The sequence below is a fragment of the Mesorhizobium sp. M0633 genome (assembly GCF_040320645.1).
In the GTDB taxonomy this organism is placed as follows: domain Bacteria; phylum Pseudomonadota; class Alphaproteobacteria; order Rhizobiales; family Rhizobiaceae; genus Mesorhizobium.
This window is the reverse complement of the sequence record NZ_JAMYQC010000016.1, coordinates 1-21531: the sequence shown is the minus strand read 5'-3', so window position 1 is coordinate 21531 and position 21531 is coordinate 1. Positions and strand designations below refer to the sequence as shown.

Annotated in this window: 16 protein-coding genes and 7 pseudogenes; 10 read left to right on the top strand and 13 right to left on the bottom strand. The window is 61.3% G+C overall.

The window, feature by feature from the left end; genetic code table 11:
• Positions 1-11: 11 nt before the first annotated feature.
• From NKI47_RS18100 to NKI47_RS18085, 4 genes are read left to right on the top strand one after another with little or no spacing between them, the layout of a single operon-like run.
• Complete coding sequence (locus NKI47_RS18100) at positions 12-617, top strand: response regulator transcription factor (RefSeq protein ID WP_352592151.1); 606 nt, start codon at positions 12-14, stop codon at positions 615-617.
• On the top strand, positions 617-2371 hold the full coding sequence (locus NKI47_RS18095) for a YaiO family outer membrane beta-barrel protein (protein WP_352592148.1): 1755 nt from the start codon (positions 617-619) through the stop codon (positions 2369-2371). The genes NKI47_RS18100 and NKI47_RS18095 overlap by 1 nt, the downstream gene beginning before the upstream one ends.
• Positions 2372-2373: 2 nt before the next feature.
• Entirely contained in the window at positions 2374-3411 is a 1038-nt protein-coding gene (locus NKI47_RS18090; RefSeq protein ID WP_352592145.1) for a HEAT repeat domain-containing protein, read from the top strand.
• Complete coding sequence (locus NKI47_RS18085) at positions 3408-4835, top strand: glycosyltransferase family 2 protein (protein WP_352592142.1); 1428 nt, start codon at positions 3408-3410, stop codon at positions 4833-4835. The genes NKI47_RS18090 and NKI47_RS18085 overlap by 4 nt, the downstream gene beginning before the upstream one ends.
• Before the next feature lie 15 nt (positions 4836-4850).
• On the opposite strand, the gene NKI47_RS18080 is transcribed toward NKI47_RS18085, so the two are convergent.
• Positions 4851-5159: an Hpt domain-containing protein gene (locus NKI47_RS18080; RefSeq protein WP_352592139.1), complete on the bottom strand. Its 309-nt coding sequence runs from the start codon at positions 5157-5159 to the stop codon at positions 4851-4853.
• Between the two features lie 300 nt (positions 5160-5459).
• Here NKI47_RS18080 and NKI47_RS18075 point away from each other — a divergent pair.
• Both NKI47_RS18075 and NKI47_RS18070 read left to right on the top strand, forming a co-directional pair.
• Positions 5460-6498 (top strand): annotated as a pseudogene (locus NKI47_RS18075) (IS110 family RNA-guided transposase).
• A 328-nt stretch (positions 6499-6826) separates the two neighbouring features.
• Positions 6827-7317, top strand: a pseudogene (locus NKI47_RS18070) (IS91 family transposase); the annotation flags it as partial.
• 389 nt (positions 7318-7706) lie between these two features.
• Here NKI47_RS18070 and NKI47_RS18065 read toward each other — a convergent pair.
• From NKI47_RS18065 to NKI47_RS35135, 8 genes and pseudogenes are all read right to left on the bottom strand, one after another.
• A complete protein-coding gene (locus NKI47_RS18065; RefSeq protein WP_352592136.1) occupies positions 7707-8351 on the bottom strand; it encodes an ATP-dependent DNA ligase in 645 nt (214 codons plus the stop codon).
• Between the two features lie 190 nt (positions 8352-8541).
• Entirely contained in the window at positions 8542-8880 is a 339-nt protein-coding gene (locus NKI47_RS18060) for a slr1659 superfamily regulator (RefSeq protein ID WP_352450368.1), read from the bottom strand.
• Between the two features lie 18 nt (positions 8881-8898).
• A complete protein-coding gene (locus NKI47_RS18055; RefSeq protein ID WP_352592132.1) occupies positions 8899-9459 on the bottom strand; it encodes a slr1658 superfamily regulator in 561 nt (186 codons plus the stop codon).
• A 2-nt stretch (positions 9460-9461) separates the two neighbouring features.
• Positions 9462-11828 (bottom strand): SpoIIE family protein phosphatase, encoded by a 2367-nt coding sequence (locus NKI47_RS18050; protein ID WP_352592129.1) that lies wholly within the window; start codon positions 11826-11828, stop codon positions 9462-9464.
• On the bottom strand, positions 11825-13003 hold the full coding sequence (locus NKI47_RS18045) for a methyltransferase domain-containing protein (protein WP_352592126.1): 1179 nt from the start codon (positions 13001-13003) through the stop codon (positions 11825-11827). The genes NKI47_RS18050 and NKI47_RS18045 overlap by 4 nt, the downstream gene beginning before the upstream one ends.
• A complete protein-coding gene (locus NKI47_RS18040; protein WP_352592387.1) occupies positions 13000-13524 on the bottom strand; it encodes a ubiquinone biosynthesis methyltransferase UbiE in 525 nt (174 codons plus the stop codon). The genes NKI47_RS18045 and NKI47_RS18040 overlap by 4 nt, the downstream gene beginning before the upstream one ends.
• 173 nt (positions 13525-13697) lie before the next feature.
• Complete coding sequence (locus tag NKI47_RS18035) at positions 13698-15347, bottom strand: putative bifunctional diguanylate cyclase/phosphodiesterase (protein WP_502898050.1); 1650 nt, start codon at positions 15345-15347, stop codon at positions 13698-13700.
• Between the two features lie 398 nt (positions 15348-15745).
• Positions 15746-15910: pseudogene (locus tag NKI47_RS35135) on the bottom strand (helix-turn-helix domain-containing protein); the annotation flags it as partial.
• A gap of 17 nt (positions 15911-15927) precedes the next feature.
• Here NKI47_RS35135 and NKI47_RS18030 point away from each other — a divergent pair.
• Both NKI47_RS18030 and NKI47_RS18025 read left to right on the top strand, forming a co-directional pair.
• Positions 15928-16092 (top strand): annotated as a pseudogene (locus NKI47_RS18030) (DUF982 domain-containing protein); the annotation flags it as partial.
• An 8-nt stretch (positions 16093-16100) separates the two neighbouring features.
• A complete protein-coding gene (locus tag NKI47_RS18025) occupies positions 16101-16355 on the top strand; it encodes a DUF982 domain-containing protein (protein ID WP_352592120.1) in 255 nt (84 codons plus the stop codon).
• A gap of 445 nt (positions 16356-16800) precedes the next feature.
• Here NKI47_RS18025 and NKI47_RS18020 read toward each other — a convergent pair.
• Positions 16801-17196: pseudogene (locus NKI47_RS18020) on the bottom strand (transposase); the annotation flags it as partial.
• Between the two features lie 3 nt (positions 17197-17199).
• Positions 17200-17826: pseudogene (locus tag NKI47_RS18015) on the bottom strand (IS6 family transposase); the annotation flags it as partial.
• Positions 17827-18124: 298 nt separating this feature from the next.
• Between NKI47_RS18015 and NKI47_RS18010 the strand changes: the two are divergent.
• Positions 18125-18502 carry a flagellar export protein FliJ gene (locus NKI47_RS18010; protein WP_352451800.1) on the top strand — a complete coding sequence of 126 codons (378 nt, stop codon included), beginning with the start codon at positions 18125-18127 and terminating at the stop codon, positions 18500-18502.
• 200 nt (positions 18503-18702) lie between these two features.
• Here NKI47_RS18010 and NKI47_RS18005 read toward each other — a convergent pair whose 3' ends face one another.
• The gene (locus NKI47_RS18005) at positions 18703-20622 is read right to left on the bottom strand and encodes a potassium transporter Kup (RefSeq protein WP_352592117.1); all 1920 of its coding nucleotides are present in this window, start codon (positions 20620-20622) and stop codon (positions 18703-18705) included.
• Between the two features lie 84 nt (positions 20623-20706).
• Positions 20707-20849: pseudogene (locus NKI47_RS18000) on the bottom strand (IS6 family transposase); the annotation flags it as partial.
• A 304-nt stretch (positions 20850-21153) separates the two neighbouring features.
• On the opposite strand from NKI47_RS18000, the gene NKI47_RS17995 reads away from it, so the two are divergent.
• A partial coding sequence (locus tag NKI47_RS17995; RefSeq protein WP_352592114.1) for a hypothetical protein occupies positions 21154-21531 on the top strand: 378 nt, incomplete at its 3' end.

The window sequence follows — 21531 nt, the reverse complement described above, 5'->3', positions numbered from 1 at the left end:
CCTGTCGGCAAGTGCCGTTTGCCGTTTACGGCTCCTATACCATGGGCCGATATTCATCTAGTGATTGTATCGAAATGCAACCGTCGCGAATCAGCTTTATCTATGATCGCGCGGCGTTGGCGGGCGCGGGAAAAGCCGCGCGGAATTTCCCGCATGGACCGCGTTGGCGGATGTCGGTTCATGGGTTGATCACTCCGGGGGGCGACGGAACCGGAGCAGGACTGGTGGATAGAACGAAGGCAAGAGTTCTGATCTGCGATGATGATCCCTTGTTGCTCGAGCTGATAGAATTCAGGCTGAGGGCGAAGGGATACGAGGTCATCAAGGCCGTGGACGGGGCCGAAGCGCTGGCGAAAGCGGAGCAGGACCGCCCCGACATCATTGTGCTCGACGCGATGATGCCGAAGGCCGACGGCATTGAGGTGCTGGCCCGCATCAAGGGCGACCCGGCTTTGTCCGAGACCCTGGTGGTCATGCTGACCGCCCGCAAAGCCGAGAAGGACATCGTTTCGGCCCTTGAAAAGGGAGCCGACGACTATCTGGTGAAGCCATTCATCCCCGAGGAGCTTCTGGCGCGGCTGGCGCGCCTGCTTGCGCGCAGAAGCGGGAAGCCCTGATGCGGCGCGGCCGGCGCGCTGCCCTTGCCGCATGCCTGATCCTGGCGATCGCCGCGCCTCAGGTCGCGGCGCTGGCGCAGACGGGGGATGAGCTCTACGCGTCCGGCGTCAAGGCCAGGCAAGCGCAGCATTTCGGCGAGGCGGCGGATCTTTTCCGGCGCGCGCTGGCGCTCAAGCCCGACAATGCCGACGCCCTGGTTCAGCTCGGTTTCGCCGAGCTCGGCCGCGACAATCTGCCGGCGGCGCGGGACGCCTTTTCCAGGGCGCTCTCGCTCGCCCCGACCTATCGGGACGCCAGCTTCGGCATAGCCGAGGTCGAGTTCCGCTCGGGCAATCCGGATGCCGCGCTGCCGCTCGCCGAGAAGGTTGCGCAGGCTGATCCAGGCAATGCCGACGCCGCAGCGCTTGTCGAGAACATCCGCAAGGCGAAGCAGGCCGCCGCCAGCGATGCGAAACGGGCTCCCGCGACTCCGGCGCGGGCAAACAAACCGGCCAGCCGGCGGCCCGATCCCGTCGCCGGCCTGATAGAGCAGGGCAGGCGCCTGCGGGCGGCGGGAAAGCTGCCCGAGGCGGAGAAGGTCTATCGCCAGGCGCTGAGGCTGGCGCCGAAGAACACCGACATCCTGGTCGCCCTTGGCCTTGTCGTCGGCTCCAGCCAGCGCTTCGACGAAGCCGGGCAGTTCTTCGACCGCGCGCTTGCAATCAAGCCCGGCCTTCTCGACGCGCGGCTGGGCAAGGTGCGCCTGGCGATCTGGCAGGGCGACGCGCCGCGCGCCCGCGCCCTGGTCGACGGCGTGCTGGCCTCGGCGCCAGAGAATGTCGAGGCGCTCGATCTGGATGCGAGAATTGCTCTGCTCGATGCGGACTACAAGCGGGCCGGGCAGTCGTTCCGGCGCGTGCTTGCGGCCGATCCGCGCAACGCCGAAGCGCTGGTCGGGATGGGCGATGTGCGCCGCGCCGAGGGTGACGACGACGCCGCGCGGCAGGCCTACAGGGAAGCGCTCGCCATCGAGCCGGGCTCTCCCGATATCGAGCAAAGGCTGGCCGTGCCGCCGCCGCGCAAATGGCGGCTCGACCTCGGCAGCGAGGTGAGCGATCTCACCAATGGGCTCGGCGACTGGACCGACAATTCGGCCGGCCTTGCCTATCGGCTGTCGCCGCGCACGACGATTTCCGGCCGCGCCCGGCTGGCCACCCGCTTTGGCCATACCGACGTCCAGGTCGAGGGCCGCATCGACCAGGCCTTCTCGCCAGCGTTCTCCGGCTATGCGCTGGCGGCGACGACGCCGGACGCCGATTTCCTGGCGCGCTATTCGATCGGCGCCGGCGCTTCGTGGCAGATCGTGGCGCCGGCAAAGGCGTTCGGCCCGCTTTTGCTCAACATCGACGCCCGCTACGACAATTTCGCCAACACAAATGTCACCAGCATCTCGCCCTGGGTGCAGACCTATATCCTTGATGGCCGCCTGGGGCTTTCCGCCCGCTGGGTGCATGCGCAGGACGATATCGGCACGCGCGCGGACGGCTATGTGCTTCGCGCCGACCTTGTGGTGACACCGCACTTCAACGTTTTCGGCGGCTGTGCCGATGCCCCCGAAATCTCCAACGGCACGCTGGTGCCGACGCGCACCGTCTTCGGCGGTATTTCCTGGGACGTCAGCGACCCGCTGACGCTGCGCGCCAGCATCGCGCATGAGCAACGCCCGACATTCGACCGAAGCATATTCGGGCTCGGACTGACCGCGCGATTCTGACCATGTGGTACATCTGGGACCTGTCCATATTGCTCACCGCTCTTTCCCTGGTAATCATGCTGTTCCTGATCGCGCGCCGCGTGCTGCAGGAGCGCTGGGGCAGGGCTGGGGCCGACCAGCGGCGCCAGCTTTTGACGGCGCTGATCGCCTTCACCGAAAACCGCCACCGCGAGGCCCTGAAGGCAGCGGTGCTCGTGGTGCCGGCGGGCGTGGCGATCAATGCCGGGTTCGAGTTCATTTCGCTGCTGCGCGGCGGGGAGCATGACGACGTCCTTGCCGCCTTCAACGAATGCGGCCTGCCGGCCCTTGTCGGCAGGCAGCTGGAAAAAGGCAACGTGGCCGATCGCATACACGCGGCCGAGATGCTGGCAGCGCTGCGTTCGGAAGGTGCGGTGGCAAGCCTGCTTTCGGCGCTCGACCACGACCGTTCGCGCGAGGTCAGGATCGCCGTCGCCATCGCGCTCTGCGATCTCGGCAGCCTGCCGCCGCTCGGCATTGCGCTGCGCAAGATCGGCGTGGCGGGGCAGCGCTCGCGGCGCCTGATCGAGCTTTTCAGGCGCTTTCCGCCGGCGCGCCTCGACCAGCTCGCGGACCATGCCGCGCGTGTTGACGCCGTGCCCTTCATTCGGGCGGCCGCGATCGACGCGCTTGCCCGCGCCGGCGGCTTTCGCTTCGCCGATTTCTTCGCCCGCTTGGCCGGCGACGCATCGCCCGAGGTTGCCGCGGCGGCGCTGCGCGCGCTCGGCCTCACAGGACACGCCGACGCGCCGGCGATCCTGGCGACCGCGATGGCAAACGGCGACTGGGACGTGCGCAGCGCCGCCGCCGATGCCGCCGGCCGGCTCGGCCTGTCTGGACTCGCCTCGCCACTGGCCAGACTGATGGACGATGAGGCGTGGAACGTGCGCTATGCCGCCGCCAATGCGCTGCGCTCCTTCGGCCAGCCGGGAGAGCGGCGGCTGCGCGAGATTGCCGACAGCGAGGTCTCGCGCAGCCAGCGCACCGCCTCGCTCGTTCTTGCCGAGGGGCCGGCCTTATGATCGCCGACTGGAGCAACCAGATCGTTCTTGCCGCCACCATCGTGTCTTGGTTCATCATCGGAGCGGGGCTGGCGCAGACGACGATCTATCTCCTGCAGCTCGTCGTCGCAGGCTATGCGCTTTCCAAGCGCCCACCGGTAGCGCGCTCGGCGCTGCTCTGGCACCGTTATGGCGACGTCGCGCCGCCGATCGCGCTGCTGGTGCCCGCCTATAACGAGGCGTTGAACGTGGTAGAGAGCGTCCATTCCATGCTCGCGCTCCAATACCCTAGTTTCGAGGTGATCGTCATCAATGACGGCTCGAAGGACCAGACGCTGCAGCGCCTGATCGAGGCGTTCAGGCTGGTGAAGTTCCATCGGCCCTATGAGGAGGCGCTCGCGCACAAGCCGATCCGCGCCCTCTATTCCTCGCCGATGACCGAGCGGCTGTTCGTAGTCGACAAGGAGAATGGCGGCAAGGCCGACGCCCAGAACGCCGGCATCAATGTCTGCCGCGCGCCGCTCTTCTGCGCGATCGACGGCGACTCCATCCTCGAGCCCGATGCGCTGATGCGCGCCGCCCAGCCTTTCATCGACGACCCCGAGCGCACCATCGCCGTCGGCGGCACGATCCGAATCGCCAACGGCTCGAAAATCGAAGCGGGCAGGGTGCGCGAGGTCCATCTGCCGCGCCGCCTGCTGCCGCTGCTCCAGGTGGTCGAATATCTGCGCGCCTTCCTCATGGCGCGGCTTGCCTGGAGCCGCATCAACACGCTGATGCTGGTCTCCGGCGCCTTTGGCGTATTCCGCCGCGCAGAAGTGGTGGCGGTGGGCGGCTTCACCACAGGTTCGATGGGCGAGGACCTGGACCTCGTCATCAAGCTGCACCGCCATATGCGGAACGCCCGGCGCAAATACCGCATCCAGTTCATTCCCGAACCGGTGTGCTGGACGGAAGCGCCGGAAACGCTGAGCGTTCTAGCAAGGCAGCGCACGCGCTGGCAGCGCGGCGCGCTCGAATGCTTCTTCCGCCACCGCGCCATGCTCTTCAATCCGCGCTATGGCCGCGTCGGCTTCCTCGGCTTCGGCCACATCTTGATTGCCGACGTGCTGGGGCCCGTGGCGGAGGTGCTGGGCTACATCCTGATCCCGGCCTTCTGGCTGCTCGGCATCCTGTCGGCCGAATATCTTTTGGCCTTCACCTCGCTCATCTTCACCTATGGCGTTTGCGTCAGCGTATGCTCCCTCATCCTCGAAGAGGCCGAGCTCCAGCGCTTCCCGCGCGCCCGGGACCTGGCCGTGCTGACGGCGGTCGCCGTGATCGAGAATTTTGGCTATCGCCAGCTCAACAATTTCTGGCGCGTGAGGGGCTGGTGGCAATTCTTGCGGGCAGACCAGAACTGGGGCGAGATGACCAGGACCGGCCTTTCCGGCGCCAAGAAATAGGCATGGCCGGACGCATCATTGCAGCGTCCGCTCGATCTCCGCAACTAGCGCATCGAGCGCGGCTTCGGCCGCCGCTTCATTCCCCTTCTCGATCAGCAGCGTCTCCAGCGCGGACGCCCGCGCGCTGATCTCCGCAAAGCCGAACGTCCCCGCCGCCCCTGCCAGCGAGTGGGCGATCCTGACCAGTGAATCGGCGGGCCCCCCGGGCAGGGGGCCGCCCTCACGCGCGATGGTCTTCAGCTCCGCGAGTTGATCGTCGCAACGGGCAAGGAAGCGTTGCCGCCAAGGCGCGAAAGGGTCGTTTGAGATGAGGCTGTGCTCCATTCCGGGATATCGAGGGTATTCAAGCAGAAAGTGGCTTGGGTTGAAACGGACTGCTTGTCGCGCATGACCTCCTCGAGAGGACGATCACGGTAGGCGCTGTTGATGCAAATGCGACTCCGCCAGCCGACAATGGCCGGCCGCTTTGCGCCGATTGCACGAACATGAAGTAATCGCGGAAGCGGTGGCCACCTGAGATGTGGCGGCGATGTTCGAACATCTGGCCGGCTGGCTGTCCTCCGATAGGATGAAGAACGGGCTCTCGATTCGACACCGGGCCCAGCCACCGAACGGAGGACAGCCATGGAACACTATATCGGTCTCGACGTATCCATGAAAGAGACGGCAATATCGATCCGGCAGAACGGTAAGAGGATTTGGCGGGGCAAGTGCGCATCCGATCCGCAACTGCTTGCGGCGGTGATCCGCAAGCGCGCACCCCATGTCCGGCGGGTTGTGTTCGAAACGGGGCCGCTGTCGGTGTGGTTCTACCATGTGTTGACGGCAGAGGGCCTGCCGGTGATCTGCATCGACGCGCGGCATGCCAAAGCCGCGCTCGACATGGCCGCGAACAAGACCGATGCGAACGATGCCGATGGCCTGGCACATCTGGCCGAGGTCGGCTTCTACCGAGAGGTCCGCGTCAAAGGTTTCGACAGCATGCTGATCCGCACGCTGATCACCGCACGGCGCCAACTTCTTAAGATGCGTTTGCAGATATCCAATCAAATCCGTGGGTTGATGAAGACGTTCGGCCTTGTCGTGCCCAAGGGCGCCGGAAGCGTGTTCGAACGCAACGTTCGCGACCTTCTGCGGGGTGAAGAAAAGCTGGCGCGCATTGTTGTGCCAATGCTGCAGGCATGGAGTGGTATCCGATACCAAATCGCAGAGCTGAGCAAGCAGCTGGCAGCGATGGCGCGTAACGACCAGCACTGCCGTCTGCTCATGTCAGTGCCCGGTGTAGGCACCGTCACAGCCACCGCCTTTGCCGCAGCGGTGGAGGATCCGGCCAACTTCAGGAACTCGCGCGCCGTGGGCGCATGGGTGGGCCTGACCCCGAGGCGCTACCAGTCCGGCGAGGTCGATAATGATGGTCATATCTCGCGCCGTGGCGACAATCAGTTGCGCGGACTGCTATATGAGGCGGCCGCGGTTATCCTGAACCGGTCGACGGATACCAGCAGCCTGCGAACCTGGGCGTTGGAGCTGAAAGATCGGCTCGGCTTCAAGCGAGCGGCCGTAGCGTTGGCGCGCAAGCTGGCGGCTGGCGGTGATCATGCATGCGATGCTTCGGACGGGCGAGCTGTTTGATCCGCACGGAGGAACGCAAGCCGCGGCCTGATACTTCAGTCGCTCGCCTGCGACGTTTCCGCCATACCATTCCACCATCAGCGTTCTTACAGACGCATCAAGCTGTCCCTGCCGGGACGTGGCTGAGATCATTCCGCGAAGCGGGAAGCAACTGCCTCGGTAAGCAGATTGCGCAACGAACATAGGAAGATCTCACCTGCGAAACTCATCCTGCGGCGATCATCGCGTCGACCGCGTAGACGACCCTGTACCCGGCATGCGGACGAACGAGAATCGACAGAAAGGACGACAGCCTTGCACTCACCCCCTTGACGCTCGAGCGATTAGACGACCCGCTTCGCGGGAGGGTCGCCTAACTAGCGTTCCTGGCGCCGCTGCGCAAGAAGAACTGGTTCGTCTATGCCAAGCCGCCCTTCGCCGGGCCCGAGGCCGTGCTGGCCTGTCTGTCGCGCTACACCCATCGCGTCGCAATCTCCAACAGCCGGCTGATCGCGCTCGATGAGGCCGGCGTGACCTTCCGCTACAAGGACTACCGCCGCAACGGGCACGAACGGGACCGGACCATGACGCTCGATCCCGGCGAGTTCATCCGCCGCTTCCTGCTCCCTGTGCTGCCCAGAGGCTTCCACCGCTTCGCCATTATGGGCTGCTTGCCAGCGCCGCCCGCGCGGCAAACATTGCGCGCGCTCGCGAACTACTCGCAGCGCCCCCGCCCAAGGTCGAACGCGGCAGCTCCGACAATGCCGACGCTGCTCCGACCGATTGGCGGCCGCCATGTCCGTGCTGCGGTGGTCGCACGATCATCATCGAGGCCTTCGAGCGGGGCAAAGCCGCCCGCGCGCCGCCATAGGACGTCATGACTGCGAACGGCCCGTCAACATATCGCAAACCTGCCGAAGCTCGCTGTCGGTGGCTGGGCGACGACGTGCGTCTGACCCGCACGGCGCCAACCACAGCGCCGACAACGCTCAATTGCTCCGCTCGTCAATGGCCACGCCGCAACAGCCCCGGCCTTGGCAAGCTCCAACCGCCCGTCCACCCCGTTGCTCTCACGCGCCACGCCCATCAGCACTGCCCAGCTGCGCAATGCGAAGTCGTCAAATCCCCATAGGCCAGAAACCGCGTTCCTGATCCCGCGGATTCTTTCCCTGGAGGCTTCCCCGGACGCCGGCCCCGGCGCGCGGCACCGCCCACGGAAAGGCCGGCATCCGAGACCTTCACAGAAGCTGTCCTCGATGCTCAGAATCGGCTTCCTCGAAATATTTCGCCTTTCAGCCATGTTTCCGATTGTCCGCTCCTGTAGCGGCTATCGGCGCGCTTCGAGATGATGCCCTCCAGCCCTATCTTCTCGATGGCGCGGAAGATCGCTAGCGCATCGCCCTCGAAATGCTCGCTGTACTGGATCTTGCCGACGCCAGGCTCAACCAGTTGCCACAGCACCTGTTTGCGCTGCAGCAGGGGCAAGGGGGCAAGATTGCGACCGTCGAGATGGAGGATGTCGAACGCGACGAATACCAGCCGGCTCGGCTCGTTCCAGATCGCGGCTTCCAGCGCAGAGAAATCGGGAGCGCCCCGCTCGTCGGTTACAATGACTTCGCCGTCGAGAATGGCAGCCCGGCATGGCAGCTCGACAGCCAGCGCGATGGGCCAGTATTTCGTGGTCCAGTCACGGCCGTTCTTGCTGTACAGACGCACGCCGCCTTTATCGATGATGATCTGCGTTCGGTAGCCGTCAAGGTTGACCTCGTGAACCCATCCCTCATCTTCGGGCGGCTCCGTGACCCGAGTCGGGATCTGCGGCGGAATGAACTCCGGCTGACCGCCGTTCACCTTGGCACGCTTACTCAAGACGCCACCTTTGATCGCGTGGCGGCTGCTCGGCACAGGTAGCCCGACATCCCCCCAACTTGGACGCCTGCCGCCTGTGCCGAGCCCCCGCCGAGCCATTGCGAGCATCTGCGCACCAGGCCGGATTGTCGTTAGCTTCGCATCCACATACTTGTCCTGGCGTACATATCTCGCTCGTTGCGGCGGTCTTGCACCACGCAGTCCTTTGGCAAATTTCGGGACCTGGTCAGTCCATCAAAAGCACCACAGCGGGATGCAGCTTCTTCAGATTCGGCAATGATTTCGATTGCCAGGGTATGTCTGGCGTTCCACGCACGACGAGTCGAACATCGGGATGCTTGCGCACCTCGATGGTAAATTTCGCGAGCAGGTTGATGCCGGAAGAGTTTAGAAAGTGAAGATCCTTAAGATTGAGCGTAATGGAAGCCGGATTACAGGCAAGAACACTGGTCGCCAACGCCGAGATAGGCGCACCGGCCTCGGAACTGGCAAGCCGCATCGCACCGTCGAAGAAAATTTCGCTTCCTTCAGTCCACACACGGTAGTCGTCTGTCTTGATTTCCATGGTCTTGCTTCGTTTCATTTAGTTGTGAATTTGCGAGATCGGAATGGACGCATATGTCTCCAGGCAAATCCGATCGCTTTCATCGGCGGCGCTGAATATCCAAGCCAGGCGTGCGCCGTAGTCGCTCATCAACGTCAGCAATCCAAGTCCGGAGCCTGCCATGTCGGGGTTCGCGGCATTCTCTTCAATTCGCTGTATCAGCAGGTCCACGGGGTCGCCAACCGTGATGTCCGCCAGGAGACTTTGGAACTCAGACGCATCTTCACCATCGACGTCATTCGACACCTTGAGCTTGAAGCACTCCGAATCCATCGACGCCTCGATCACGATCTCACCCGGTGCGCGAAACTTGACGGCATTTTCGATGAGTTCGTTGACCAGATATCCAATGCTGTGCCGCACTTCCAAGTAGTCATTGCGGGACGACCGGAAGCGCAACGCGAAAAGATCGGCGATGAAGTCCGAGGTCGTGGCACAATGACGCCAACTCAAGTCGAGAGGTCCGTCGAACAGCCGCACGCGACTGACGCTCTCTTTCATCCCGATTGCAATGTCAGGGGTACCGAACAGCGTTGTCATTGCTATTTGTGCCTTATGATCACGAGGGTGATGTCGTCGTGGATCTTCTGGATCCCGATATGAGCCATCAGATCGTCGATGATGCCGGTCTTGATGTCCTCGGCGCTACTGCCGTGACGTTTTTGCGCGCTCTGGCAGAGGCGCTCGAACCCGAACAGAGTTTTGTCTTGATCCTCGGCCTCGGTCACACCGTCGGTGTGCAGCACGATCACGTCCCCGCTTCCGAACAGGATGTCACGCGTGGCAATGAACTTCGAGATATCATTCTCGAGGCCGACCGGCAGACCCAGATCCATCGTATCGATACGTTCGACGTCTCCGTCCGCACGCACGACGAGAACGTCCTCATGCTGGCCGGATAGCGTTACCCGCTCATCTTCGAAGTCAAGAAAGGCCAGCGAGAGATGCTTGCCGGTGTTCGTCCGCTCGATGTTCTTGTAGATCGCTCTGTTCAGCCGATCCAGAAATTGGTGCGGATCCTCCTCGTTGGTCTCCTGCAGCGCCCGTGCAACGGATTGGACCATCAGCATCAGCACGCCGCTCTCCAGACCATGGCCGGTCACGTCGCCGATGCCGATCTTGACCCGCGACCCGTTCTGCAGGACATCATAATAGTCACCGCCGACCTCGTCGGCCGGCCGCATGTAGGCCGCTATCTCCAGCCCCGGAATAGCTTCGAGTTCGAATTGTTTCGGCAGGACCATCATCTGGATCTGCCTGGCGACCGCGAGTTCGGCGCCAAGTCGGACGTTCTCGTCCTGCAGCTTTTCGTTGAGTGCGGAAATCTCCTGATTTGCGTCCCCAAGTTCCCTGGTTCGTTCGTCGACGAGTTGCTCGAGGTTTTCCGTGTGAAAGCTGATCTGCTCGGCCATCCGGTTGAAAGCGATTCCTGCCGCTCCAACCTCGTCGCGCGTCGGAATGCTCACGCGGACTGAATAATCTTTGGACTGGAGCCGCTGGGCGGCGCTGGCAAGCGCCCTGAGGCCCGCGGTGATCCGCTTCGAAATTCCGAGCACGGCGGCAAAAACTATCAGAAGCGAAACGACGATCGCGGCGATCTGAAAGAGCAGGATACGATTGGTTGCGCGGGAAATACTCCTCTGCGCGGCGAACAGGGATGCATAGATCTCTCGTTCGGGAACGACGATCCCGACCGACATCATTTCGGACTTGATCGGTCCCGAACTCCACAGATTGGTCGGCTTTAATCTTTTGAGGACAACAATGTAGGGTACGCGTTCGCCCTTGTCGGCGAGCATGACATGCTGAATGACACCGTCATTGTTCTGGTCGAGAGGCAGCAACGCGATAGCCGGCTGCGTACTTCCCCGCAGGGACCTCTCCAGGCCGGTGACGCCCTGGGTGCCCGCATCGCTCGATGAAGTCAGGCCGATGATTGCCTGGCCTGACGGATTGATCGCCACGACGTTGCCAGTCGACATTGTGAGAAAGCCGAACCCGGTCTCAGCGATCTTCACACGTTCGACGACTTCCGCGAGTTGATCGAGAGTGATGTCTGCTCCCGCCGTACCAGCGATACCGGTGCGATCGCGCGTCCACAGCGGGTGGAAAAAGCTGACGATTAGCTTTCCCGTGATCGCATCGGTGTAAGGCGCTGTCTGGGTGATATCGTCAGAGACCGGACGTGAGGCTGGATCCCTGGCCCATTGCTGCCATGACCCATAGATTCCCGGAAAGAAGAACTCCCAGAACTCTGCCTTGTTGTGGCCTGGGTAGAGCCGGTCGAAGGTCTGTGCCTGGTCCGTATACGGTACCGTCCTGAAAATCGGCCGTTCCTTTGGACCAATATAATACATTTGCAGCTTGGATGACCCGCTGGCCATGAGCGTCGGCGCAACGAGGTCCAGCACGGTGCTGTCTTCTATTTCCTGCTGAACGCTTGGCAGCGGACTGTGGTCGGCGCCCAGCAGGTAGCCCCAGACGCTGACCACGGAAGGCGCTCCCGGCAGGTTCTGCGCCCAATCGCCCCGCGAGTCGTAGACGACCTTCACGGAGCCCGGCGCCTCCTGCGAAAGCGTGGCTCCGACCTGTTGTTGCCTGCTTGGATCGTCGATCTGGGCCTGCAGCACGCCGGCCAACGCCTTGACGTCCCCATGGACTCGATCGAGCAGCAGGTCGACGCTTAACGCTGTCGATTCGGCATAGGAACGAATGTATTCCTGGTTTGCGATCGTCAGGCCCTCACCGACTTCGGAGGTTGCGTCGCGCGACAGCTTTTGAACATTCCAAAGCGCCAGGCCACCGCTCAGCAGGAGGTCGAACAGTACGGCGCCGCCAACGACCAATACGAATTTCGCTCGAAAGGAGCGCAGGCCGAAGCGCGGTGTAGGCTCGTTATCGGCTTTCATTGTGGCCGTCGCCCCGATGCGACCCAGATCGGCCAACCCGCATAACCCTTGGGGTGTAGTGCAGCGAAAATGTGATCCTGGAAGCCCTGCCGGAACCGTGCGACGAACTCCGGTCCGTCACCGCGTCTGGTCGCCATCTCCCCGGCATAGACATCCGCCCAGGCCGCAATGACGTCGGCGAAGTCCTGCGGATCGCCGTCCAGGTTAGTGACCATGAAGGTCTCCACACGGATGTCTTCGAATCCGGCTTCCACCAGGTATCGCCGACTCTTGGGCCCAAGCTCGACGTCCATCTCGAAATGCCCGAACAGCTTCGCCACCTCGTCGTAGGTCCAACGAATGCTTTCGGCGCGCGGCTCGCCGAGGCAATGCGAATTCTTTTCGTTGGTGATATAGACCCGACCGCCTGGCTTGCATATGCGGTAGAGCTCCTTGAGGATGAGTTCAGGTCGATTGAAGATTTGCAGGGAATGTCGGCAGGTGACCAAGTCGAATTGCGCTTCGTCGAGCAGCATCTCCGACGCATCGCCATACGTATATTCGATGCCCCGGATGTCGAACTCCCGCATCACTCGTCGAGCATAGTTCAGGCTTGATCTGGAGTGGTCGAGGGCGACGATCCGCGATGGCTGGAACTCCTTCTGCGCGAGCACAGCGAAATCGCCGATCCCGCAACAGATGTCGGCCATGACGATCCCGGGCCTCATCCCGTGTCGCGGCAAGATTGCGCGCTCGTGGCGCCATGTCATCTTTGTCTGAGTACGCAGGATCGGTACGAACCCGCCTTCCTCAAGGAAGCCCTGCCCCGGATAGAATTCAGTGTCATACTCCTCGACCGTGATGTTCGGTTCAATTCCGCTCAGGCGACCGAATTTTCGCGAGGTCCATCCGACGACGCTTGACGTGATGACGACGAATTTGAGATCGGGTCGAGCGCGACAAGCGTCGATGATGATCCTCGAAAAGGTGTGAAACGCAGCGTTGTTCATCTGCGTCAGGCGCCTGACATTGACGTAGAGAACGCCGCGCACACGGCCGATCGCATCGCGAAGTAATGCCATGCTAGGCCCAAGCTCATCGATTGCCTGAGGCCGGACCACTCCCGATATGGAGAACTCCTGGTTGTTCGCGTCGTATTGCGCCTTGAAGCGCGGGAGAAGGCCGTAAGGGCTCAATTTTGCAAGCCCTCGAGCGGAAGATCCACGACAAGCTTGATTGCATCGCCGTCGGCTTCCTCGATCCAGAGTGTCGCGTTGTAGTCGACAGCCAGTTCCAGGAGTATGACCTCGCGGCTCGGCGCGAGATCCCCAGACACCGAATTGAGGTATCGCTCTCTGGCCTCTATTCCTGCAAGTTGCGACACGGCTTCTTCGTAGAATTGGCGCTCCTCCGGCACGCAAGGAAATGTCAACTCGATCCTATCCGTCGCGCCATGGCGAGACACCCTGCATGCCAGTTCGCCGTCGGCATGGCGCGTGCGAAAGGCGACTTCCAGCAATTCGTTGAAGGCGGAGGAAAAGAGATTTGAATGCCGGACCGAGTCAGACCTGTTCTGACTGATCATCCGGGCCATGTATGTCGAGACATAATCGCAGTGTCTCCAAGCGGAGACAAAAGCTTTGATTTCCATGTCGATCTGGATCATGGGTTCAAAGGTCGGTCCGCCGCCAGCCAGGTCATGATGAACAGGTCCCATCGGCATCCTCACTTGTTCCATCAGTATTGAACCCCCGCGGGGTGATGGCCTCCGCGACGAAAAATTTCACCGCCCGTGGTCAGTCAGTCTGGCACTGACTAGAAGAATTGCGCGATATCTGCCTCGATCGTTCTAGAAATCTCCGCCTCACCGTTAACGAAGGGCGCAAGGCGCTAGAGCGCTTGTTTTGATTCCTCCATCGCGCGTACCACCCTCAGCGGGGACCGCCTGATGAAACCGCTGATCGCCTCGGCTCCAAGCGGCTTACCCAGGAAGTTGCCTTGCAGGCAATCGCAATTCTCCTTGATCAGCCACCGTGCCTGTGCCGGGGTCTCGACCCCCTCGGCAGTGACATTTATCCCGAGGCCGTGCGCCAGATTCATGATCGATCGCACGATCGTTTGGCTTTTGAGATCGGTCTCCAAGTCCGCAATAAAGTACTGATCGATCTTCAAAGTATCGAAGGGAAAATTTTTAAGGTAGCTCAACGATGAATAGTATGTTCCAAAATCGTCTAGCGATATTCGTATTCCCAGGACATTCAGCGTATTCAATGTGTCTATATTGTCGATCGTCTTCTCAAGTAGAACCCTCTCGGTTATCTCAAGTTCAAGTCTGTCGGCTTCAATCCCAACTGCGTCGATGACCTGAGCGACGGTGTCCGTCAGCGAACCGCTAAGGAACTGAGCCGGCGACAGGTTCACTGCGACTGTCAGCGAGGAAGGCCACGTCAACGCCTGGCGACAGGCTTCCTCGAGCACCCATCGTCCAATCTCGTCCATCAGACCGTCGGCTTCGGCGATCGGTATGAACACGTTGGGTGGAATGATTCCGACCTCAGGGTGCCGCCACCGCAGCAGCGCTTCGAAACCGGTCACTGACGAGGGAGGCCGAATGAGCGGCTGATACTCCAAATAAAGCTCGCCGCGCTCCAGCGCGGTTCGAAGGCTGCGCCTGAGATTCTCGCGTTGCTCGAGCAAGAGCAGCATCGAACGGTTGAATGTTCGAGCGCAGCCGCGTCCATCTGTCTTGGCCGCGTAAAGAGCAATGTCAGCGGCTTTCATCAACTGTTCGCCATCGGTCCCGTGCTCCGGCCCGAAAGCAATTCCGATACTCGAGCCGACGAACACGGGAATGCCGTTGATGACGAACGGGTCCTTGAACGCGTCGACTAGAGATCCGGCGAGGCGTTCAGCCTCTGCTGGCTGCTCCTTTCCCAATTGGATGACAGCGAACTCATCGCCCGCATACCGATACGCGGATTCGCCGTCCTGCAGCGCGTCGCGGATTCGACCTGCCGCGAGTTGAAGAAGCGTATCGCCTGCTCCATGACCGAGCGTGTCGTTGACCGCTTTAAAATCGTCGAGGTCGATTTGCAGCAGGGCGGCTTTCCGCTTTGGTCCGCCGATGGCCGCCAGTGCTTGCTGCAGCCGTTCACCGAATCGCCGCCGATTCTGCAGTCCGGTCAGCACGTCGTGCGTCGCCTGATGGAGCAGAACTACATGCTCCTGCTCTTCCGCCGCGCTCCGCCCGCCGCGTTCCCTTGATTCGATGATTCCCACACCATTTGCAGTGCCGAAGACGAAAACGGACCGGGGCGCTTCGCCCGACGATCGCGGCAGGTCGATGCTTGCCGGAGAGCCGCCCTGGAACACACGAAGAAATTCGTCGCGATATCTCGCATCGAGGAAGCTCGGGTAGATCTCCCAAATGGCGGCACCCGGCACCACCGCGCTCCCATACACGCTTTTGAGCTTAGCTGCGTAGTGGGTCAGACAGAAGTCGCGATCATAGAACGACAAAAGTTCGGTCGTGTTCGCCAAAAGAACAACAAGCAGCGCTTCGGCGGGACGTGCATCGCTTGAGGAAGCCCCCTCGCTCTCCGTGCCCACGCCTGATGCCTCCGGGTGCAATAGCCATCTCCATAGGCGGTGAGAATCCACGTCCCCAGCCCAGAAATAGCATAACTGTCAAGCTTGGCAAACCTGCAAGTCGCAGTCTCAACAACTGCCGCATGCTGCGTAGTTGCAATGTGTGCTCCGCTGTGATTGGCAGCGACAACGATGAACAATCGCAGTTGGTTATTAAATCGGGAATTGTTGCGAATTGGCTATATGATTGATGGCGTGGTGGACGCGACACGAAATATTCTGGTCCATGAGGCGGCGTGGTCTTCCCCTGTTTTGAGCCCGCCCCATCTCAACCACCGCCGATCTTGTACTCAGCTTCCGAGCGCTTTGAGCCAACGTTCAAAGGAAGAGGCCTCCTCGTATCCGGCATGCGAAACAGAGTGGGCGGGGCGCGACAACACCACAGCACTGCGACCTTCGCGGGGGCTGTAACCGAATTCCTTGCTGAAGGCTCGGCTGAAATTAGCCGCCGAACTACGGGGTCCACCACGTTGAGGCTGCGGCCGAGGAACTCGTCTTATGGACCAAGCGTGGCCCTAAGTGGCTAGAGGCGGAGCGCGCCTGCGTGGATGCCATGAGCGGCAAGGTGTCCCCCCAACAGGCCCGTGACACGTTCGAGGAGGCTGCCAAGGAGGAGGGCATGATCTTTCCTGATTAGGAGTTCTCATGGCTCGCCATTGGTTCAACCCTCCGGTCCCCGTCAAGACCGAGCGTCCAGGGGAAATCCGCAACGTCGAGAACGCCGAGACAGCCGGCGAGGAGCTGATGAAGTGGACCAGGCGTGGCCCTCGCTGGGACCTCGCGGTGCGCGTTTGCATGGCCGTGATATTCGACGAGATGGAACCTGAGGAGGCTCGTAAGGCATTCCTGGCTGCTGCAAAAGAGGAGGGGACATTACTTCCCCCAATGACAACCAGCTAACTTGAACTGCGGTAAAGGTTCTCTGACCTCTGACCAACACCGCCTTCGCGAAAGGAGCCCGCCGCCCGTGAGAAAGGCGACGGACCCCCACAGCGGCTGCACATCCAAGAAGAACCCGCTGCCACCTCTAAACTCTAAACCCGCGAGGGCCTGCGTTCTTCCTTACAACCTGGGTTGGTCGGCAGTCTGGTTCCGCTCCAATTTCCCTGTATGGCTCTCCATTGGTTCAACCCTCCAGTCTATGTCAGGAGCGACAGACCTGGCATTAGCCACGTCGAGGGTGCCGCCGAGGAACTCATGAAGTGGACCAAGAAGGGACCTAAGTGGAAGCTGGCGGTGCTGTCCTGCATCGACGCCTTTGAGGACCAAGTGTCACCCGAGGATGTCCGTAGGCCTTTGACGAGGCCGCGAAGGAGGAGGGGCATGCTCGTTCTGGAGTAGGAAGCCGCGTGATACCGCGCCGCTTGGCGACGTTCATACCCCACGCTCTGAGGCTCGACCATTTCTTGCTGAGCACAAGCAGTGAATGAGCCGCCTCATAGAGGGCCGTGCGGGCGAGCTCGTCACCGCATCGGCTCACCTTGCCCTGAAAGTCCGTCTCGCCAGATTGGTAGCGTGCCGGGGTCAGACCCAGATGCGCGCCGACATCCCTCGATCGGCGAAAGCGGTCCGGCTGATCGACCGTGGCACGAAAGGCGAGCGCGGTGATGGGTCCCACACCGGGCACGGACATGAGGCGCCGGCAGACTTGCTCCTTGCGGGCGATATTGAAGACCTGCTCTGTCAGTCGCCCGAACTCGCGCAACATCGTTGCCACGATCGCCAGAAGCGGCTCGACAAGAACGTTTGGGGCGGGGCGGGACGAAGAGGTTGCGGAGGGCTGACAAGGTCGAGACGAAGCGTTGCAGGCCTCCCGGCGATCGGACCCCCTCCATCATCCGCTCCCGTTTTCGCGGCGGCACATGGGAATTCTCCGCTCTGTTGTTCAACCCCTTGTGCGACCGGTGCTCGACGTCCGGCATCACCTGTCGCTTTGCCGCTCCATACGAGCGCAGCGTGTCGGTGATCATGCGCTTCGGCGCGAGCCCCTGCTTCTTCAACAGCCGCGTCAGCAAGCGCTTGGCGGCTTTGGTGTTGCGGCGGTTTTGCACGATTTCGTCCAGCACATATCCATCCTGGTCGACGGCGCGCCACAACCAAAGCTTTTTGCCGGCGATGGTGACGACCACTTCGTTCAGGTACCAGACATCATTCCGGCACGGCGGCTTGCGGCGCAAGCAGCGAGCGTAGTCCGGCCCGAACTTGATGCCCCACCGGCGAATTGTCTCATACGAAACCACGATGCCGCGTTCCAGCAGCATTTCCTCAACCAGGCGCAGGCTCAGCGGAAACCGGAAATAAAGCCAGACCGCGTGGGCGATAATAGGCGGCGGAATCGGGGGGGCGTGTAGCTGACGGCGGGCGTATTCATGCCCCCGGCGTCTATGTCGCAAATCTTGACGATTGGTTTGTGTGACAAGCCCGCCGCAGGTCTCAACGCGTTCATATGCAGACAATGTGAAATCGCCCTATTCCGCCTTTTTTTACCGCCCCTTAAGTCCCTCGCTCGCATGCTTGTCGATGCCATTGAACTCATAGCCATCGGCCAAGGATTTTGGAAAATATGTTTCCTCTCGCAGCAGAAACCGTGAGAGTCGCTGTAGGCCTAACGTTAAGGGGCTGGGAGAGAGCGGTTTGATTGGACGAAATGTGTACCGGAGTACCGAGTCATGAAGCCACGAGGTAATCTGGTCCGACTGAAGCAATTTCAGGTGAATGAGAAGCGGCGACAGTTGCAGCAGCTAGACATGATGATTGCCGATTTCGAACGCATGGCGCGAGAACTGGACTTCCAGATAAACGCCGAGGAAACGAAGGCCGGCATCTCCGATATCAATCATTTCGCTTATCCGACGTTCGCCAAGGCCGCCCGCCTACGTCGTGACAACCTCAAGAATTCGCAATCGGACCTTCTGCGGCAGAGAACCACAGCCGAGCCATGCCTCGCCGAGGCTGAAGCAGAGCTCTCCAAGGCGCAAATGCTAGAATCGCGCAGCGGCAGAGGCCACGACCTCGAACCCGGCAACCGAAGCGCCATGATCGGCTGAGCCGGACGGCTTCAGCGCGCCTCAATTCGCGACACCCGACTGGCCGTTGGCGCGTGTGTCGCCGCAGCGTGACAGCCGTCCCGGCCAGCTATCGCTGCATCAAGCCGCTGAAACTCTACAGTGCCGGGCGCGCTGCTACCTCAATTTCCTTACCGCTCAATCAATGTGACAGCACCGATTCTTCTCAACCGCGGCATGCCCTAAATCGTCACTTGCGTTCCGATCTCGACGACGCGTCCGGTCGGGATCTGGAAATACTCGGTCGCATCGGCCGCCGTGCGCGCCAGCCCGATGAACAGCTTGTCCTGCCAGACCGGCATGCCGGAATTGGGCGATGCCTTGAGCGAGCGCCGCGACAGGAAGAAGGATGTCGTCATGATGTCGAACTTCCAGCCCTGTTTGCGGCAGATCGCCAGCGCGCGCGGGATGTTCGGCTGTTCCATGTAGCCGAAGGTCAGCGTCACCCGCATGAACAGCTCGTCGACGGTCTCCATCTTCACCCGCTCGCTGTCGGGCACGACAGGCTGCGGCGCCGTCACAACCGAAAGGATGACGTTCTGCTCATGCAGCACCTTGTAGTGCTTGAGGCTGTGCATCAGTGCCGTCGGCGCGCTCAGCGGATCGCTGGTCAGGAACACCGCGGTGCCCGACACCAGATGCGGCTTCTTCTTCAGCAGATTGCCGGCGAGGAAATCCAGCGGGATCTCGTTCCGGCGGGTCTTGTCGAACAAATAGCGGCTGCCGCGGATCCATGTCCACATCGCCAGCACGATGGTGAAGGCTACCGCCAGCGAAGCCCAGCCACCTTCGAACACTTTGACGATGTTCGAGGCAAAGAAACCAATGTCGATGAACGCGAATACCACTGTCAGGGAGATGGCCAGCCAGAGCTGCCATTTCCAGATGCGGCTCATGATCACGTACAGCAGCACCGTCGTCACCAGCATGTTGCCGGTCACCGAAATGCCGTAGGCTGAGGCAAGCTTGCTGGATTCGCCAAAGCCGACCACCAGCAGCATCACCACCAACGCCAGCAGCATGTTGACGCGCGGCATGTAGATCTGGCCGGACTGTCTTTCCGACGTATGCAGGATTTCCAGGCGCGGCAGCATGTTGAGCTGCACCGCTTGCCTGGTCAGCGAGAAAGCGCCGGAGATCACCGCCTGGCTGGCGATGACGGTCGCAGCGGTGGCGAGAACGACCATCGGAATAAGCGTCCAGCCTTCGTTCATCTCGAAGAAGGGATGACCGACCACTCCGTTTTTCGCCAGCACGAATGCGCCCTGCCCGGCATAGTTCAGCAGCAGGCAAGGGAACACGATGGCCAGCCAGGCGAGCACGATGGGCTTACGGCCGAAGTGGCCGAGATCGGCATAGAGCGCCTCGGCGCCGGTGACGGCGAGGAAGATGGCGCCGATCGTCACGAAGGCGACGTCGGGTGAATTGATCAGGAACGCGACGATGTAATGCGGGCTGACTGCCAGCAGGATTTCCGGATCGGCGATGATGTGGTTGAGACCGGAAAGGCCGATGGCCAGGAACCAGACTGCCGTGATCGGGCCGAAGATCAGGGCGACGCCGCCGGTTCCAAACCGCTGTGCCGAAAACAGAATCGCCAGGATGACCAGCGTCAGCGGCACCACATAGGGCTGGAACGTCGGCGTGACGACGTTCATGCCTTCGACCGCCGACAGCACCGAGATCGCCGGCGTGATGACGGCGTCACCAAAAAACAGCGAGGCACCGACGATGCCGATGCCGAGGATCACCGCCGAGCGGGTCGGGAAACTGTTGCGCGCCAGCGCCATCAGCGACAGCACACCGCCCTCGCCGCGATTGTCGGCCCTGAGCACGAACATGATGTATTTGATGGTGACGATGATCGTCAGCGACCAGATGATCAGCGACAACACGCCGAGGATGTCGCCACGGTTGGCGACTTCGCCCCCCGACGATGCCACCAATGCCTCGCGGAAAGCATAGATCGGGCTGGTGCCAATATCGCCGTAAACCACGCCGAGTGCGCCCAGCATCAGCACCTTGGTGCTGTGCTGCTCGACCTCAGAATGGCTCGATTGTTCGACGGGTTCTGCCTCGTTACCAGCATTGGTAAGGGCCATGGACGACACTCCGATAAGCGCGCGGTGCTCTACGCTTGCTGCACTGCAATATCAAGTGCCGTCACGTAATGGCTCCGTATGCGGACCGCATTTGTTGCCCCACCGGCGGATTGTCTCATACGAAACCACGATCCCGCTCCAGCGCCATTTCCTCGACCAGACACAGGCTCAAGGGGAACCTGAAGGAGAGCCAGACCGCATGGGCGATGATCTGCGGCAGGAAACGATGGCGCTGCTTGTAGCTGACGGTCGCGATGTTCAGGCCATCGGTCTATGCCGAAAGTTAAGTTGATAACGCCTTAGCATATCTTTCTCCTGTGTGTGTCTGCCAGACGAGCGGGCGGGCACGGAAGTGGTCGCGCTCTGGCTGCCAGACATACTCGTCGAACCTGATGAAAACCTGACTTGTACACCCAGCCCAAACCGGTGCGAGGGGTCGGTCTAATACCAAAGGCTCTGAGGGCTGACTCTCTAGGGTTCCCGCCTCGATTGATCCCAAGCAGTTCGAAATGCTCGCCGCATGAGCGCCGCGTGACGATCAACCTGCCCGACCTCAGCTGGAGTTTGCGACGGAACCGGGAAATATGCCGGACCAAGCTGACTGGTGACACACGAACGCATTATTGTCTTCCGGTCTGGCGGCAACAGTATCGGCAGGACGGCAAAGCTGACCGGCTGCTGCAGCGAAGCGCAGGTGAAGCGCGTCTGGGCTCGACATCAGAAGGAAAGCGGGAAGCAGGAAATGTTGTCGCAAAAGTTGAGTTCTGCGACGGTGCGAAAGTCGCAAAATGGGTCGCGACAAAGGTTCGGCAGCTCCCCGAAGTAGCCATTTCAGATTGCTTGCAGGTGCGGATAAAGTCCTTTATGCATCGGCACATGATCAAGTCCGCGCCCATCGCTGCAATCTAT